The 16,644-nt window shown below is 68.2% G+C and carries 14 protein-coding genes; 6 read left to right on the plus strand and 8 right to left on the minus strand.

The genetic code is table 11. The features are described from left to right. The first annotated feature begins 164 nt into the window (after positions 1–164). From ACIRCZ_RS09590 to ACIRCZ_RS09600, 3 genes are read left to right on the plus strand one after another with little or no spacing between them, the layout of a single operon-like run. Positions 165–1,610, plus strand: a complete 1,446-nt coding sequence (locus ACIRCZ_RS09590) for a DUF6421 family protein (protein WP_402852290.1) — start codon at positions 165–167, stop codon at positions 1,608–1,610. Further along, positions 1,607–2,287: an SDR family NAD(P)-dependent oxidoreductase gene (locus tag ACIRCZ_RS09595; RefSeq protein WP_402852293.1), complete on the plus strand. Its 681-nt coding sequence runs from the start codon at positions 1,607–1,609 to the stop codon at positions 2,285–2,287. The genes ACIRCZ_RS09590 and ACIRCZ_RS09595 overlap by 4 nt, the downstream gene beginning before the upstream one ends. A 27-nt stretch (positions 2,288–2,314) precedes the next feature. After that, positions 2,315–3,385: a low specificity L-threonine aldolase gene (locus tag ACIRCZ_RS09600; protein WP_055898132.1), complete on the plus strand. Its 1,071-nt coding sequence runs from the start codon at positions 2,315–2,317 to the stop codon at positions 3,383–3,385. A 256-nt stretch (positions 3,386–3,641) separates the two neighbouring features. Here ACIRCZ_RS09600 and ACIRCZ_RS09605 read toward each other — a convergent pair whose 3' ends face one another. Both ACIRCZ_RS09605 and erm read right to left on the minus strand, forming a co-directional pair. After that, on the minus strand, positions 3,642–4,397 hold the full coding sequence (locus ACIRCZ_RS09605; RefSeq protein WP_402852298.1) for a GNAT family N-acetyltransferase: 756 nt from the start codon (positions 4,395–4,397) through the stop codon (positions 3,642–3,644). A 10-nt stretch (positions 4,398–4,407) separates the two neighbouring features. Next, positions 4,408–5,250, minus strand: coding sequence for a 23S ribosomal RNA methyltransferase Erm (erm, locus tag ACIRCZ_RS09610; RefSeq protein ID WP_055898129.1), 843 nt, complete (start codon positions 5,248–5,250; stop codon positions 4,408–4,410). 348 nt (positions 5,251–5,598) lie between these two features. Here erm and ACIRCZ_RS09615 point away from each other — a divergent pair, with 348 nt between their 5' ends. Then, complete coding sequence (locus ACIRCZ_RS09615; protein ID WP_235500577.1) at positions 5,599–5,892, plus strand: hypothetical protein; 294 nt, start codon at positions 5,599–5,601, stop codon at positions 5,890–5,892. Between the two features lie 5 nt (positions 5,893–5,897). Here the strand turns inward: ACIRCZ_RS09615 and ACIRCZ_RS09620 are convergent, their stop codons facing one another. From ACIRCZ_RS09620 to ACIRCZ_RS09640, 5 genes are all read right to left on the minus strand, one after another. Further along, the gene (locus ACIRCZ_RS09620; RefSeq protein ID WP_402852303.1) at positions 5,898–7,103 is read right to left on the minus strand and encodes an Ig-like domain-containing protein; all 1,206 of its coding nucleotides are present in this window, start codon (positions 7,101–7,103) and stop codon (positions 5,898–5,900) included. Between the two features lie 104 nt (positions 7,104–7,207). Continuing rightward, positions 7,208–8,257, minus strand: a complete 1,050-nt coding sequence (gene galU / locus ACIRCZ_RS09625) for a UTP--glucose-1-phosphate uridylyltransferase GalU (RefSeq protein WP_402852306.1) — start codon at positions 8,255–8,257, stop codon at positions 7,208–7,210. A gap of 68 nt (positions 8,258–8,325) precedes the next feature. Next, positions 8,326–9,726: a UDP-glucose dehydrogenase family protein gene (locus tag ACIRCZ_RS09630; RefSeq protein ID WP_402852309.1), complete on the minus strand. Its 1,401-nt coding sequence runs from the start codon at positions 9,724–9,726 to the stop codon at positions 8,326–8,328. A gap of 35 nt (positions 9,727–9,761) precedes the next feature. Beyond that, entirely contained in the window at positions 9,762–11,279 is a 1,518-nt protein-coding gene (locus ACIRCZ_RS09635) for a glycoside hydrolase family 26 protein (protein WP_055898117.1), read from the minus strand. Next, positions 11,272–12,846 (minus strand): glycosyltransferase, encoded by a 1,575-nt coding sequence (locus ACIRCZ_RS09640; RefSeq protein ID WP_055898115.1) that lies wholly within the window; start codon positions 12,844–12,846, stop codon positions 11,272–11,274. Before ACIRCZ_RS09640 ends, ACIRCZ_RS09635 begins: the two co-directional genes overlap by 8 nt. A gap of 481 nt (positions 12,847–13,327) precedes the next feature. Here ACIRCZ_RS09640 and ACIRCZ_RS09645 point away from each other — a divergent pair, with 481 nt between their 5' ends. Then, positions 13,328–13,918 (plus strand): nitroreductase family protein, encoded by a 591-nt coding sequence (locus ACIRCZ_RS09645; RefSeq protein ID WP_055898112.1) that lies wholly within the window; start codon positions 13,328–13,330, stop codon positions 13,916–13,918. A gap of 182 nt (positions 13,919–14,100) precedes the next feature. After that, positions 14,101–15,498 carry an APC family permease gene (locus ACIRCZ_RS09650; RefSeq protein ID WP_402852315.1) on the plus strand — a complete coding sequence of 466 codons (1,398 nt, stop codon included), beginning with the start codon at positions 14,101–14,103 and terminating at the stop codon, positions 15,496–15,498. Positions 15,499–15,645: 147 nt separating this feature from the next. Here ACIRCZ_RS09650 and pip read toward each other — a convergent pair whose 3' ends face one another. After that, complete coding sequence (gene pip / locus ACIRCZ_RS09655) at positions 15,646–16,590, minus strand: prolyl aminopeptidase (protein WP_402852318.1); 945 nt, start codon at positions 16,588–16,590, stop codon at positions 15,646–15,648. Between the last annotated feature and the right edge of the window lie 54 nt (positions 16,591–16,644).

Consider the following 16,644-nt stretch of genomic DNA (forward strand, 5'->3'; position numbering starts at 1 on the left):
CGAGCATACCGGCGGAAAAGTGCGTGGCCGAGGCGTCGGGCGCAAGGGAAGACACCGGATGGGCAAGAAAACGTCGATAGCGAGTGGATAGGCTCGAATCCGGGTGCAATCTGGCACCCGGACCAGTGCCGCAGCCGCGGACGACCAACGACGGGAGGTTCGTCATGTCACAATTCGTTTCCCAGTTCAGCGCAAACGCCATTGTCGGAGAGCCCGAGGTCGTCGAGGACGCCCGTTCCGTGCGGTCGCTGGCGACGCATCCCGCGTGGCTGGCCCTCAAAGAGGCAGCGATCGCCCTGCAGCAGGTGCAGGTCAAGGACGGCTCCGTGCCGGAGGAGGCCGACAAGGCCGGTGCTGCGCAGCAGGTGGATGCGATCATCGCGTCGATCTCCGAGCTCGCGCCGCACTTCCCGCACGACGCAGCGTACCTGGATGCGCTCCGCGCCGATTTCCGCCGCTGGGCGGACGACGGGCTCGGCGTCCCCGACTTCCTGGACGCGCTCAACGCATTCCAGCCGCAGCAGCACCGCGTCGACGGGCTCGGCCACCTGGTCGTGTTCCCGATGTACACGCAGAACGGCTCGACCAACCGCCTCGTGGAGGCCGTGCTGGTCGAGGTGATCTGGCCGGAGTTCATCGCGGAGCTGGAGGCGGGCGACTACGGCAACAAGCTGTTCGTGCCGCTCCGCTTCGTGGACTTCACGCCCGGTTACGACACCAATTCGGCCGTGCTGTTCCCCGAGACCGTCGCCATGCGGGAGATCCCCTCCTTCACCTGGGGAGCGATCTTCCAGGACCGCGAAGCCGCACGCTACCGGCGGGTGGTCAGGGCGGCATCGGAGATCACCAAGCTGGAGCTGCCGGACGATGCAGCCGCGATGCTGGACGACCAGAAGCTCGCGGAGGAGACCTTCGTGATGTGGGACCTGATCCACGATCGCAGCCACATGCGCGGCGACCTGCCGTTCGACCCGTTCATGATCAAGCAGCGGATGCCGTTCTTCCTCTACTCGCTGGAGGAGCTGCGCTGCGACCTGACCGCGTTCCGCGAGTCGGTGCGTCAGGAGCGCGAGCTGAAGGCACTGCCGGACGCCGAGCTGTCCGAGGCGCAGCGCCAGATCCGCGACCACGCGAAGCTGGTGCAGTACGCGGTGATCTTCGACCGGATCTTCCGGTTCGCGATCACCGGTTCGCGCGTCCGCAACTACGACGGGCTCGGCGGGCAGCTGCTGTTCGCGTGGATGCACCAGCACGACGTGCTGCACTGGACGGACACCCAGCTCACCATCGACTGGGAGGGCGTGCCGGAGGTCGTCGTGGCGCTGAGCGACAGGATCAACGACCTCTACTGGCGGTCCATCGACCGACCGAAGGTGTCGCACTGGCTGGCGGCGTACGAGATGCTCACGGAGACGCTCACGCCGAACCCGGCATCCCACTGGGCGCGCGGGCTTCCCGACGAGATCCTCGCCGGCGTCCCGAAGGGATACACCGACCAGGTGCTGGACGACGAGTTCCCGCTGTCGATGTTCTACGAGGCGCTGAACAAGAAGATGGCCGGAGTCATCGAGTCGACGGCCGGGATCACCGGCCACTCGGACGAGAAGTGACGGAAGGTCTGCCGCTCGACGGTCGGCTGGTGCTGGTCGCTGGTGCGACCAGCGCCAGCGGCGAGGCCGTTTCGCGTTCGCTGGTGACGGCGGGCGCGACGGTCCTCGCCGTCGGCACGCGGCCGGAGGCGCTCGACGCCCTTGCCGCTGCCGTGCCGGGCGTCGACACCAGAGTCTGCGATCTCTCCGACCGGGATGCGGTGGCCGAGCTGGCCATGCGCATCCACCTGAAGTTCGGAGCGATCGACGGGCTGATCCACCTGGTGGGCGGCTGGCGGGGCGGAGGGGGCATCGCCGGGCAGTCCGACGAGGACTGGGACTTCCTGGAGCGCGGGTTCCGCACGCTACGGAACACGACGCGGGTGTTCTACGACGACCTCGTCGCATCACCGGTTGGGCGGCTCGCGATCGTGTCGTCCACGGCAGTGGATGCGCCGTACGCGGGCGGGGCGAACTACGCGGCGGCGAAGGCGGCGGCGGACGCCTGGACGCGCGCTGTCGCGCAGGGCTTCGCCAAGGCGGCGCCGAACGCCGCCGCCGTGGTCTTCGTCGTGAAGACCCTGGCCGGGCTGGAGGAGCGGCTCGGCGCCGCTGTCGTGCGGCTGTGGGAGTCCGATCCCTCCACAATCAATGGCACGCGGGAGTTGCTCACAACTTCCGCGGACGCCGCGAACTGACTCTCACACTCCTGCAAGGATGGATACGTGACGCTACAACTCCATGACCTCAACCTGCGCGGTTTCGCCTCAGACAACTACGCGGGAGTCCACCCCGAGATCCTCGACGCCATCGCCGCGGCCAACGAGGGCCACCAGATCGCCTACGGCGAAGACGTGTACACGGCGCGACTGCACGACGTGTTCGCGGAGCACTTCGGCGACGGCGTGCAGGTGTTCCCCGTGTTCAACGGCACCGGCGCCAACGTGGTCGGGCTGCAGTCGATGATCCCGCGCTGGGGCGCTGTGGTGTGCGCGAAGACGGCGCACATCAACACGGACGAGGCGGGCGCGCCCGAGCGCGTCGCCGGGATCAAACTGCTCCAGGTCGAGACACCGGACGGCAAGCTCACCCCGGAGCTCATCGACAAAGAGGCCTGGGGCTGGGGCGACGAGCACCGCGCTCAGCCGCTCGTCGTGTCGATCACGCAGACCACAGAGCTCGGCACGGCGTACAGCGTCGACGAGGTGAAGGCCATCGCAGACCACGTTCACTCGCTCGGCATGAAGCTGCACATGGACGGCGCGCGCATCGCGAACGCCGCCGCGTCGCTCGGGGTGCCGCTGCGCGCGTTCACCACCGACGCAGGAGTGGACGTGCTCAGCTTCGGCGGCACCAAGAACGGGATGCTCTACGGCGAGGCGATCGTCGTGCTCAACCCGGAGGCGTCCGACGGGCTGCTCTACCTGCGCAAGCTGAACATGCAGCTCGCGTCGAAGATGCGGTTCATCTCCGCCCAGCTCATCGCGCTGCTCACCGACGATCTCTACCTGCGGTCGGCGTCGCACGCGAACGCGATGGCGAATCGGCTGCGCACGTCCCTCGAGGCCGGCATCGCGGACGGCAGCATCGTTGGTGTCGGATTCAGCCAGGCGACCCAATCGAACGGCGTGTTCGCCACGCTGCCCGCCGGTGTCGCCGACAGGCTGCGCGAGCACTTCCGCTTCTACGACTGGGACGCCGCACGCCACGAGGTGCGCTGGATGTGCTCATTCGACACCACAGAGCACGACATCGACGCCTTCGTCGCAGCTCTCAAGCAGGAGCTTTCGGCGTAGACAGTTCGTTTCTTGCACTACAGCGTCGGCTTTTTGACGTCAAGAGCCAGGGACACCCCAAGCGAGGGCCAGAATGACACTCCTACTGGGGTACAAATCGTGTCCTCCATTTGACCCACATTGGCTCGATCTTCGCTAGTCTGGGATAGCCGGCGGAGGAACCCGAATATCCTCCGAAGGTAACCCCGAACGTATGCCGGGCTGCGTGGATTCCCTAGGTCCACGCACCCGGCATCGCGGTGTTAACGGGCGGATGTCAAAGGGCGGATTCGCTCCAGTAGCTGTAGCTCGACGCCTGGACGAAGCCGAGCCTCTCGTAGAGGGCGACGGCGGCGGTGTTGTCCGCCATGACCTGCAGCCAGAGGCGCTCGACACCGCGGACCGCTGCGGCGTCGGCGACCGTACGGATGAGGGTGGCGGCGTGGCCACGGCGGCGTGCCTCCGGCCGCGTTGCCACGGCGAACAAGCCACCCCAGCCGTCGACGACGGCGAGCCGGGCCACCGCATCCGGGCGTTCCGCCGGGCCTGAGGCGGCGTAGAGCGCCTGGACCCCGGCGAGGATGCGCTCGGCGACGGCCTGCGCTGCCCGGTCGCCGCGGCCGTCGACCGACCACCAGAGCTCCATCCACGGCTCGGACGGGAGGGAGGCGATGGCGATGGCGACGGCAGCGGAGGCCGCCGCGATCGTCGCGCGGTCGGCGACCAGGATGCGCGTGGCCGAGTGCTCACGATAGCCGCGGGCCGCGAGTTCGGCGGGGAGGGCAGCGTCGGTGGCCGGGCTGACCTGGAAGACGGTGGGCAGGCCGCGACGACGGTATGCCTGCTCGGCGGCGGCGACGAGGTCGGGCACGGCGGCCGCATCCGCCCGGCCGGAGGGGAGGACCGAGTTGGCGCGGTTGGTGACGCCGTCCGCGAAGCGGAGCGTCCACGGGCCGAGTGCTTCGCGCTCGGGCGCCGGCCAGCCGCGGTCGGCGAGGTCGTCCAGCTCGGCGGGAGACGGGAGAGGCAGCACGACGGCAACGCTACCTCCTCCCCCGCGCGCCGCCTGCGAACGTTGCACAGTGCGCCCACACCTGCACCCATGCCTCCGCGGTCAGGTCGCGCGGCAGTGCGGACGGCGCCACCTCTGCCGCGGCGAGCGCCGACCTGCGGGCCGCAGTGGGGACGCCGACCGCGTTGGCGAGGATCGCATCCATGCCCCTGCCGTGGCCGGTGAAGACGGCTGCCACGAAGCGCTCGTATGCCCGGCGCTCGGTCGAGCGGATCAGAGGGTCGCGTCGTCGCTCGACGGTGAGGAGGCCGCCGTCGACGGAGGGTCGTGGACGGAAGCCGTCGGATGGCACTCGGGCGTGCAGCGCGAAGTCGAACCAGGGGGCGGCCTGTGCCGTCATCATGGTGCGTCCGCCGACGCCCGCGCGCTTGCGTGCCACCTCCCACTGGGTGATCACGATGGCGCTGCGCCACCGGCCGGAGCCGAGCAGGCGGCGCAGGATGGGAGTGGTCAGGTGGAACGGGAGATTGCCGACGACGACCGGCCTGTCCAGCGGGAAGCGCAGCGCGTCTGCCTGGCGGATGTCGGCGGACGGCAGCCGCTCGGCCAGACGGCGCACGCTGGCGCCGTCGAGGTCGATCGCCAGCAGGTCGCGGCCGAGCCTGGCCAGGTGCCTGGTGATGGCGCCGTCGCCCGCGCCGATCTCGAGGATCGGCCCGCGCGTCGCCCGGGTGAGTGCGACGACCCTGTCGATGGTGGCCTGGTGGACGAGGAAGTTCTGGCCGAGCTCATGCCTGCCGCCGACCGGGGCGACCGGTCGGGATGCGCGGGAGGGACGGGATGGATGGGATGGACGAGAGGAATGGGTACGCACGTGGGACTCCAGCAACGAAGGATGGAGCGCCCGCGGAACAGGTCGGAGGCAGCACGAACGGCTTCCGTATCCGGGGCGCGAAGGTCTCCGGAGGTACGGCGCGATCAGTGAATCGGTGGAAGCGCGCCGTCAGGCGCGACGCTCCCGCGCGATCACGCGTCGCCCGCAGGCGACGCTGTTCAGTGTTCCCATACACAGCACGGTAGGCCATCTGCCACCCGCGCGTCCAGAGCGGCGGGCTCGGGATGCGCGACACCGGCCGGCTCTGCACGTTCGGCTCGGTTGACTCGGCCTGGGACGCGAGTACCGTCAATGAACGCCCGAGAGCACGACCCGAAAGGACCGCAGATGACCGAGGCACTGACCGACGCCCAGGTGGAAGGACTCGGCGCGAAGACCGTCGCGCACGTCGTCCATTATCGGCGCAAGACGTACGTGACAAGGCCGTCAGAAGGGTACGCACTGCTGAAGCGCGTGCGCACCCTCCTCAAGGACGGCACCACCGACCTGGTTCCCCTCGTCCACAGGGACGGTTTCGTGTGGCTCGCCATCGGTCCAGGCATCCCGATCGCGGTGGACGAGATCGAGACGGACGCCGGGCACAGCGAGCACCACACGCTCAAGCGCCTCGGGCTCGACTGACCGGGTCAGCGCGTAGCGTGCCTGCGGCGGTAGGTCCTGGCGATCGCGATTCCGACCCCTGCGGCGGTGAGGGCGAGCGCGGCGGAGAGCGGCGCGGTGAGGTCGGAGCCGGTCTCGGCGAGGTGTTCCCTCGCTGACGGCGTCGCCGGGCCGGTGGCCGACGGCGCGGGAGTCGACGTGGCTCCGGCGGGTGCGGGTGTCAGCGTGGAGGTCGGCGTCGGGGTGGGCGTCAGAGTCGGCGTGGACGCGGGTGCCTGCCCGGTTCCCGTCCCAGCGGCCGCCGTCGTCTCCACGGTCGACTGCACGGGCGTCGATTTACCGTTCATCACCACGGTTCCCGTGTTCTTGTATGCGCCGAGCGCCGCATCCGTCACCACGGTGTCGAGGTCGAGCCTGGTGTATTTGCCCGCTGGCACATCCACCCAGGTGACCGTCACGCCGGCCGGCGTGCAGTCGACAGCGGCGGGATAGTCGGCGCTCCGGTCCGGCTGCGCGATGGCTCCCGTCGCCGGGTCCCACATGCCGATCGTCGGGGCGACGCTCGTGCAGTCGATCGACGTTCCGCCCGCCGGGGTGTCCGTGATCGTGACCGTGTTCACGGTGTCGGTGGTCGCCGGATCCTCGATGAACGAGTGGATTCGGGTCTGCGCGGTGTCCGCCCAGTATCCGTTCTTCGACGCCGTCGTGGGAGCGGCGGTCTCGCACGAGCTGGTGCACGGTCCAGCCTCGACGACATCGATCGGGTAGACGGTCGATCCGACCGTGAACTGCAGAGTGGTCGGACCCGCCTGGGTCTGCTCGGCGGTGAACAGCGTCGTGAAGGCGCAGGTGCCGTTCACCGAGTGGGGATGCGTCGACACGAAGCTCGTGAGGATGAAGGTGACCAGACCGGAGGCGTCGGCGTGGGCCGTGGCGACCACATCCCCCGCCGTGTCCTTCAGATCGAAGTCGGCCGTGCCGAACCAGGAGAGCTGTTGCGGGAGCTGGAGGGTGAACGTGTCGCCGGCGGACGAGCCGTCCGGAACCGCCCAGGTGCAGTCGAAGGTCGACGTGGCGTATCTGCCGACCGAGGGCGTGGACGTGAGGGAGACGCCGGTGATGGCGTTGGGGATGACGGCAGCCTCCGCCGTCGGGGCGGCGAGGAGGCTCAGCCCGCTCAGGCCGAGAAGGCCGACGGCGGAGAGGACGATAGCGAGCAGTTTTCGGGACACGGGTGCACATCCATTCGGGTAGATGGCCGCCGACGACAGCGGCACCCGAAGAGATGCACGGCCCTCGCGTTCATGACGCGAGGGCCGTGAGATTCAGCGAGTGGTCAGGCTCCTGCCACCGGCACCAGGTCGCGCTTGCGCGGCGCAGGCTCTGCCGCCGGCTCGGCCGGGATGGTCGCGACGGTCGGTTTCGCCGGCTTGGCGGGCTTGGCCGGCTGGGCCGGTGCGGGAGCGACGGGAGCGGCCGCCTCGACCGCATCCACGCCGTCCGTCGCGGTGAACTCGCGCAGCCACGGCACGAGGTCCTTGCCGAGGTCGTCGCGGGCGGCGGCGAGCTGCACGATCGCCTTGATGTAGTCCAGGCGGTCGCCGGTGTCGTAGCGACGCCCGGAGAAGACGACGCCGTGCACGCCGCCCGTCCACGATGGCGCGGTGGCGAGGCCCTGCAGCGCATCCGTCAGCTGGATCTCGCCGCCCTTGCCAGGCTCCGTCTTCTCCAGGATGTCGAAGATCTCCGGCCGCAGCACGTAACGCCCGATCACCGCGTAGTTCGACGGAGCGCTCTCGCGGTCCGGCTTCTCGACCAGGCCGGTGATCCGCACGACGTCGTCCTCGTCCGTCTCGACCACTGCGGCGGCACCGTAGAGGTGGATCTGGCTGGGGTCGACCTCGAGGAGAGCGACGACCGTGGTGTTGAGCTGCCGCTGCACCTCGAGCATCCTGGACAGCAGCGGGTCGCGGGCGTCGATGATGTCGTCGCCGAGGAGGACGGCGAACGGCTCGTGGCCGATGTGCATCTTGGCGCGGAGCACGGCGTGGCCGAGACCCTTCGGGTCGCCCTGGCGCACGTAGTGCATGTCGGCGAGCGACGTGGACTGGTTGACCTTCTCCAACCGGTCGAGGTCGCCCTTCCTGGCGAGGGTGTCCTCGAGCTCTGTGTTGCGGTCGAAGTGGTTCTCCAGCGCGTTCTTGTTGCGGCCCGTCACGAGCAGGACATCGTTCAGGCCTGCGCCGACCGCCTCCTCGACCACGTACTGGATGGCGGGCTTGTCAACGACGGGGAGCATCTCTTTGGGCATGGCCTTGGTGGCCGGCAGAAAGCGCGTGCCGAGCCCTGCGGCCGGAATGACGGCCTTGGTGACGTAACTGGTCATGATGGTTTCCTCTCGAAGGAAGCGGGGAACAGCCGAAAAGGGGGATGCGGTGGATGCGGTGGATGCGCTCAGCGCACGCCGGCGAGCGCGGCGAGGTCGTCGGCCAGCGGGGCGCCCTCCGGCACCCTGCCCATGACGTGCACCGCCCAGCCGGCGGCCGACCACGCGCCGGCGTCGAGGCAGTTGCGGGCGTCGATCACCGTTTTACCGTGCACGATCGCCGCGAGGGCGGCAGGGTCGGCCTCGACGAACTCGGGCCACTCGGTGAGCACGACCGTCACGTCAGCGCCGTTCACCGCTTCCTCGACCGAGTCGGCGTAGCCGAGGGTCGGGAACATGCGCTGGGCGGTGGAGCGCGCCTCCGGGTCGTACACGACGACCTGCGCTCCGCGGAGGTGAAGGGCGGCGGCGACGTTGAGAGCCGGCGAGTCGCGCACGTCGTCCGTGTGCGGCTTGAACGCGGCCCCGAGCACGCCGATCCTGCGGTTGAGCACCGAGCCGCCGCAGGCCGCGATGGCGAGGTCGATGACCCGCTGGCGGCGGCCCATGTTGATCTCGTCCACCTGCTGCAGCAGGCCGACCGCCGCGTGCGCACCGAGCTCGCTCGACCGGTGCATCAGGGCGCGGATGTCCTTGGGCAGGCAGCCGCCGCCGAAGCCGAGGCCGGCGTTCAGGAACTGGCGACCGATCCGAACGTCGTGACCGAGCGCATCCGCCAGCAGGGACACGTCGGCGCCTGCGGCGTCGCACACCTCGGAGATGGCGTTGATGAACGAGATCTTGGTGGCGAGGAACGCGTTGGCGCTCACCTTCACCAGCTCGGCGGTCGGCAGGTCGGCCACGAGGACCGGCGTGCCCGCCGCGATCGGGGTCGCGTAGATGCGGCGCAGCACGGCCTCGGAACGCTCGGACGTTCCGCCGAAGACGAGACGGTCGGGAGAGAGCGTGTCGTCCACGGCCTTGCCCTCGCGGAGGAACTCGGGGTTCCAGACCAGCTCGGCCGAGATGCCGTCCGGCAGCTCGGCGGCCACGATGGCGCGCAGCCTGGCGGCCGTGCCGACCGGGACGGTCGACTTGCCGACGATGACGCCGTCGTGCGTCATGTTCTGCGCGATCGACCGCGCCGCAGCCTCCACGTAGCTGAGGTTGGCGGCGAAGCTGCCCGACTGCTGCGGCGTGCCGACGCAGATGAAGTGCACGTCGGCGAGCGCTGTCGCCTCAGCGATGTCGGTGGTGAAGTTGAGTCGACCGGATGCGACGTGCTGGGTGATGAGCTCCGGCAGGCCTGGCTCGAAGAACGGCACGCGGCCGTCGCGGAGGGCGTCGACCTTGCTCTGGTCGGTGTCGACGCCGATCACGTCGAACCCGAGCTCGGCCATCGCTGCGGCGTGGGTGGCTCCGAGGTATCCGGTGCCGATCACGCTGATGCGCGGGGCCGGCTGTTCCTTGGTGGTCTTCTTGGTGGTCATGTCGCGTGGTCCTTTCGCTGGGATGTTCGCTGAGGTCATTGCGCCGGGGTGAGCGTGAAGTGGTCCTCCGGGCGCGTGATCCCGGAGATGAACGCGGAGAGCGTGTCTGCGCGGGAGTCGATGCGCCAGTCGTTCGTCGCTCTGACCCCCTCGACGTAGCTCGTCACGGCGAGGTTGAACCAGGAGAACCCGATGATGTCGTCGTTCTCCGGCTTGGAGAAGGCGTTGAAGAAGTCGGTGACCCAGGCCGTCTTATGGCCCTGCGTCTCTGACGCCCCCACCTCCGCGAGGACGATCGGCTTCTTCGTGATGGCCCTGAGCTGGTTCAAGCTCGGGGTGAAGGTGTAATCGAACGTGAAGCTCTGGTCCGCCTTGTACGGCGGCCGCAGGTAGCCGGACAGTCCGACCCAGTCGACGTAGTCGTCGCCGGGGTAGAGCGAGGGAAGGTAGCCGTCGACCTTGTGCTGCGCCGGGAGATTGTTGACGATGTTCGGCGCCCACACCCAGATCACCAGGTCGTTCGCGCCCTCCTCCTGGAAGACGTCGTGGACGTGCTTCCACATCTTCACGTAGTCGCCGGGGCTGTTGCCGTTGATCGAGTTGCCCTTGCCGTCGGTCTCCGCCCACGGGTACCAGACGCCGTTCATCTCGTGGTCGAGACGGATGGCCAGCGGCAGGCCGGTCGCCACGATGTCCTTGGCGTACTGGTGCAGGTAGGCGTCGAAGTCGCCTCCGATGATCTTCGGGAGCGAGTACTCCGGCGCATCCACCGAGTCGTTGCCCGCCGAGATGGGCCTGGACTCCCAGGTCATCATCGGCAGCCTGCCCTGCTGCCAGGCGCGGGTGACGGCGCTGGCACGGAACGTCTCGTCCCAGCCGCTGAAGTAGCCGACGAGGTTGGGCTGCACGCCGACCTTCGCGCTGGTCGCGTCGAACGTCGCCCAGTTGAACGGGGCCTGCTCGGTGTACATCCCGTAGTAGCGGCTGGCCGGCTGCAGCAGCTCCGCCTTGCTCGGCGCGGTGATCGGGGTGGGCTCCGGCGCGATGTTTCCGCCGTCGCCTCCGTTGCCGTTACCGCCGTTTCCGTTGCCTCCGGTGCTGGTGCCTCCCCCGGTTCCTGCCTTGCCACCGGACGCGCCGCTCTTGGCTGCTGCGTTGGCCGAGAGGGCGCCGTTCGCGCTGGCGAGCTGGGCCTTCGCCTGGGCGAGCGCCTTCTCCGCCGTGACGGCGCGCTGCTGCGCGGAGGCGAGCTGCTTCGCGGTCGACGCCTGCGCGGCGAGCGCCTGCTGCTGCAGGGAGGAGAGTTTGCCGTTCTGCGTCGCGATGGTCTTCTTCGCGGTGCTCAGGTTCTTCTGCAGGCTCGCGTTCTGCGCCGCGAGCGGGTTGACGGCGGTGGCCGCGGCGTCGACCACGGTGCGGACCGTGCTCGTCGGGGACGACCAGACGTAGTAGGAGATGCCGCCGAGCACGAGGCTCAGCACGACGAAGGCGGCGGTGGTCATGAGGGAGCGCGACTTGGTCTGCGCCCACCAGTGGGCTGCTTGGCTAGACAAGGAACAGGGCCTCCATGGTCAGGATCGCGATACCGATCAGGTACGGGATGGCGGCGTACGGGTTGAGCCGACGCCGCTCGGCGCGAGCGGTCTTGGTCTGGGTCTTGGTGATCTTGGTGGTGGTCTTGGTGGCCGCGCGGGTCTCTGCGCGGGTGGCCAATGCGGTCGTGGTGCTCAGGGCGGTCGTGGTTGTCAAGCCGCCGACCGCGTCGGGGAGCTGCTCGGCCCGGGTAGGCGCATCCAGTGCCTGCGCATCCAGTTGCTGCGCATCCCGCGCCTGGGCCAGGGCGATCTCGTCGTCGCTGCTGATCTCGTTCGGTCCGCCGGAGTATGCGCCGGAGCGGGTGCCCCAGCCACTGGCGTGCGCCATGCGGAAGAACCCGAGCAGGCGGATCGGCATGAGGAAGAACGTGGAGACGATGATGAACACCGGAAGGCGGAAGAAGTCGGACGGCTTCTCTGAAAGGTGCCGGATCTGACGGATCGACATGCTGATGACGGAGGAGGCGACCATCAGCGCGACGACCGTGAGCACTCCGCCCTGCACGCCGTACGCCTTGAGGAAGCCGGCGTAGAAGTTGTAGCCCTCACCCGTGATCGAGCGGTAGACCCAGCCGCCGAGGACCCCGGCGAGCACGAACGGCAGGATGATGTCGGTGATGAAGAAGAACGCCAGCAGCGGGGCGTGGCCGAGCATCCAGGGCAGCATCCTGAGCGTGTTGTACTGGCTGCCGCGAGCCCAGCGGAGCTGCTGCTTGAACAGCTTCTTCACCTTGAGCGGCGCATCCGTGTAGACCAGGCTGGTGTGCTGGTACACGGTGCGGTAGCCCTCCTTGAGGGTGAGGTTCGTGAGCGTCCGGTCGTCCGAGACCTCGAGAAAGACGCCGAGGAACTTCTCGTTCATGAACTTGTCCATGACGCGCATAAGGATCGACCGCCGGAACGCGATGGTGCGGCCGGGAAGGCAGCCGATCTGCCCGACGACGCTCTGCGCCGGCATCGAGTACAGGGCGCGCGAGTTCTCCAGCCAGTCCGCCCACCGGGTGATCCAGCTCCGCTCCGGCTCCAGGATGCGCTGCTTGGTGGTGACGCCGCCGACGCGCTCGTCCTTGAACGGCTTCACCAGCTCGGAGAGCGTGTTCTCCGTCCAGACGGTGTCGGAGTCGACCAGCACGGTGATGTCGCCCGTGGACATCCTGGTGCCGATCATCACGGCGTTGCGCTTGCCGGGGATGGGGGTGTGCACCCATCGCACCAGCGGCGCGAACTCCTCGCAGACCTCGACGAGGCCGGGGTTCGGGGCGCCGTTGATGACGACGATGATCTCGCCCGGCTTCTGCTCGACCATGCGGCCGATGACGTCGCGGAACAGATCGAGCGGTTCGTCAACCACGGGGACGACGACGCTGGTCGATACCTCGAAGTCCTCGGTGTACGGGCGGTAGCGGCGGGAGACGGCCACCTTGATGAGCCAGATGACCCAGATGAAGGCGGAGTAGACGGCGAACAGATAGAACTCGGGATGCCCCTCCAGCATGTGCCGGATTTGCAGAATGAAGATGAACATGGACGGGACCTCGCAGAGATACAGGGGGTGTCATCCACGTCACTGGGGATCTGGGCGGTCGGGTTGATCAAGTTCTAGCCGGGACGTTTCGCGCGCCGCAAGTGACGTTTCCGGGCAGCGGGCGACGGGGGGCGGTGTGCCCCGTCCCGCCCCTGTCCGCCGACACGCGGACACGATCCGGCTGTCGGCAGAATGACGGACGCACCCCCGTTCGGGGGAGGCGGAAAGGCCGGTCAACTGAGAAATCGCTCAGAGTGATGCTGCGCATCCCGTCGACCGCGGTGCGCAGGGATGGCGATGCGATTTGTACCCCGGATGCGGGTAGAAAACGGACGGGCGCAAGCCGGGGAGAATTAACACACCTGTAACAAATGGTTCATTTTCCGGGGGTCGGAATACTCCCACGCTGAATGTGTTTGCATGGTTATAGCTTGGCAATGGAGCCACGCGCTTCCATGTCGTTCGAACCACCAGGAGAGCCATGTCCATCGCCGAGCTGAACTCGCGCGCCGCCGTCACCGCGGCACCCATCATCCCCGCCCTCGCAGAGCGCTGGAGCCCCCGCGCCTTCGACCCGAGCGCCGTCGTCCCCGAAACCGCGCTGACCGCCGCGCTGGAGGCCGCCCGCTGGTCGCCGTCCGCGAGCAACACGCAGCCGTGGCGTTTCGTCGTCGCCCGCCGCGGAACCACCGAGTTCGACACCATCGCCGCGACCCTGATGGGGTTCAACCAGGCGTGGGCAGGATCGGCGAGCGCACTCATCGTCGCATTCGCCGAGGTGAAGGATGCCGAGGGCAACGACCGCCGCTGGGCCACGTACGACCTCGGTCAGGCCGTCGCCCACCTCAGCGTCCAGGCGCACCACGACGGCCTGCACGTGCACCAGATGGGCGGCTTCGACGGGGAGGCGCTCCGCACCGCCTTCGGCATCGAAGACCGCTTCGTGCCCACCTCCGTCAGCGCCATCGGCGTGCTCGGCGACCCTGACGCCCTTCCCGACCCACTTCGCGAGCGCGAGCTCGCACCGCGCACCCGTGCCGCGCTGGACGACATCGTCGTCGTCAACGCGTAACGGATAACGCCTGACGGCGACTCCCTACGAGAAGGGCGTGGTCGGCCCCGCACAGGATCGGCCGCGCCCTGTCACGGAGTTTGACGCGCGCCGGATCTGTGGGAATATGGCCGAACTCAGACGGCCATAGCAGTGTCGCGGGTCGTTGCAGAGTCGCAGCGTCGCCCGCCGAAGGAGAGACAATGACGACTCCCATCGCGCCAGCGATCGCATCGAGCGGCAAGCTCAAACGGAACCTCGGCCTGTGGGCGATCGTCGGTCTCGGCCTCGGCTACATGACGCCGACCGTCGTGTTCGACACGTTCGGCATGGTCGCGAAGGACACGAACAACGTCGTCCCGTCGGCTTACCTGGTTGCGCTCGTCGTGATGATGTTCACGGCCATCAGCTACGGCAAGATGGCCGGCGCCATTCCGAGCGCCGGGTCGGCATACACCTACGTGCGCGAGTCCATCCACCCGAACGTCGGCTTCCTGGTCGGCTGGACGTCGCTGATCGACTACGTGCTGCTGCCGATGGTGAACTGCCTCATCATCCGCAGCTACCTCGAAGCACTGTTCCCCGGCGTGCCAGGCTGGATCTGGGTGGTCATCTACTGCGCGGCCGTCACCTCGATCATCTACCTGACGATGCGCGGCACCTCCAACATCAACATGCTGCTGCTGGTGTTCTCGATCGTGGTCATGGTGGTGTTCGTGGTCATGGTGATCGCGCAGCTCGCCCAGGGTCAGGGCGCCGGGACCATCGCGTCCGTCCAGCCGTTCCTGCACGACGGCGTGACGCTCGGCGCTGTGCTGACCGGCGCCACGATCGTCTGCTTCTCGTTCATCGGATTCGACGCTGTCACGATGTACGCCGAAGAGGCCAAGACCCCCAAGATCATGCCGAAGGCGATCCTGTTCACGGTGATCATCGGCGGCGCGATCTTCCTCATCACCTCCTACTTCACGCAGCTCCGCTTCCCGTCGTCCCACGTGTTCCCGGAAGAGGCGATCCAGGACAGCACGCTGCCGGAGATCGGTCTCCAGGTCGGCGGCCAGACCCTGCAGGCCGTGCTGACCGCTGCCGGGTTCTGCGCGACGCTGGCCTCCGGCCTCGCCTCGCACGCCTCCGTGTCCAGGATGCTCCTGGTGATGGGCCGCAACAACGTGCTGCCCAACCGGTTCTTCGGTCACATCAACGCGAAGACGCACACCCCGACGTTCAACATCGTGCTGGTCGGCGTCATCAGCCTGCTGGCCGCGGCATTCACCCTGGAGACGATCGCAGCATTCATCAACTTCGGCGCGCTCATCGCGTTCACCTTCGTGAACATCTCGGTGATCGCCTGGTTCGCCATCCGCAAGGGCCGCCGTCGCACGCCACGCGACATCGTGACCTTCATCGTGCTCCCCGCCATCGGAATGCTGCTGACCGGCGTGCTCTGGGCAAACCTCCACGTGGATGCGCTGATCGGCGGCAGCATCTGGATGGGCCTCGGCGTCGTCTACCTGCTGGTACTCACCCGCGGGTTCCGCCGTAGCGTCCCCGGCTTCGACGAAGGCCAGCCGGTGACCGGGTTCAACAAGGCCGTGAAGTAGCGGCGGGACTGCTGGCCGGACTGGCCGCCATCGCCGCGCTCGTAGCCTTCGAGTTGATCATCCAGGCGATCGACGTGCAAGCCGAGCGCGACGGCGCCCCGGACTCACCGTCCGGACTTGCGGACGCGTGAGAGACGAGCGCCGCGGTCAGCGAGCGAACCCGCTGATCGCCTCCGCCATGCGCTCTGCCGATTCCGGGCCGCCGTGCCCCTCGCCTTCGACCACGATCAGTCGGCTGGCCGGCCACTGCCTGTGCAGCAGCCAGGGCGTGATGACCGGGCCGCTGACGTCGTGGCGGCCGTGGATGAATACGGCAGGGATGTGCGCGAGCTCGACCACACGGTTCAGGATGGCGCGGTCGCCTGGCAGGAATGCGTCGTTCGCCCAGTAGTGGGTGACGAGAGTCGCGAAGACCAGCCGCTGCATCGGATCGGTGTGGAGCGGACCCGGCACGAAGTTGGGGTCGAGTGAGACGTGGGTCGACTCCCAGTCGTCCCACGCGTCGGCCGCAGCGATCCGCTCCTCGACCGTGCCGGTCGCGAGCACGCGCGCGTACGCGTCGACCACGCGCTCACCCGGGCGGCGGTTCGACGACCGCTCCAGCGCAGCCCACGCCTCCGGGAAGATGCGTCCCATCGTCTCCGTGATCCAGTCGACCTCATCCCGGCCCGTGGTGGTCACGGCGCCGAGCACGATCCCTATCACCCGCTCTGGATGCGCCAGAGCGTACGCCAGCGCGAGCGTGGACCCCCACGAACCACCCGTCACGAGCCAGCGGTCGATGCCCAGCTCGGTGCGGACCAGTTCGAGGTCGGCGATGAGTCCGTCTGTGGTGTTCGATGGAAGGCGGTCGAGCGCATCCACGATAGACGGAGTGCTCCGACCGCATCCGCGCTGGTCGATGCCGATGAGGCGGAACTTCGCGGGGTCGTATCGTTTGCGGTAGTTGCCCTGCCCGAGCCCTGAACCAGGACCACCGTGCAGCCAGACGACGGGCACACCGTCCGGGTTGCCACTGGTCTCCCAGTAGATGCTGTCTCCGTCCGGGTTCTCCACCCAGCCGTGTGCGTCAGGATCGATCACAGGGAACATGTCCGCACGCTACCGCATCGTCTACCGGTCCGCCCCGGCCCTCGTATCATGGCG

Source organism: Leifsonia sp. NPDC102414 (genome assembly GCF_044765685.1).
Classification (GTDB): Bacteria; Actinomycetota; Actinomycetes; order Actinomycetales; family Microbacteriaceae; genus Leifsonia.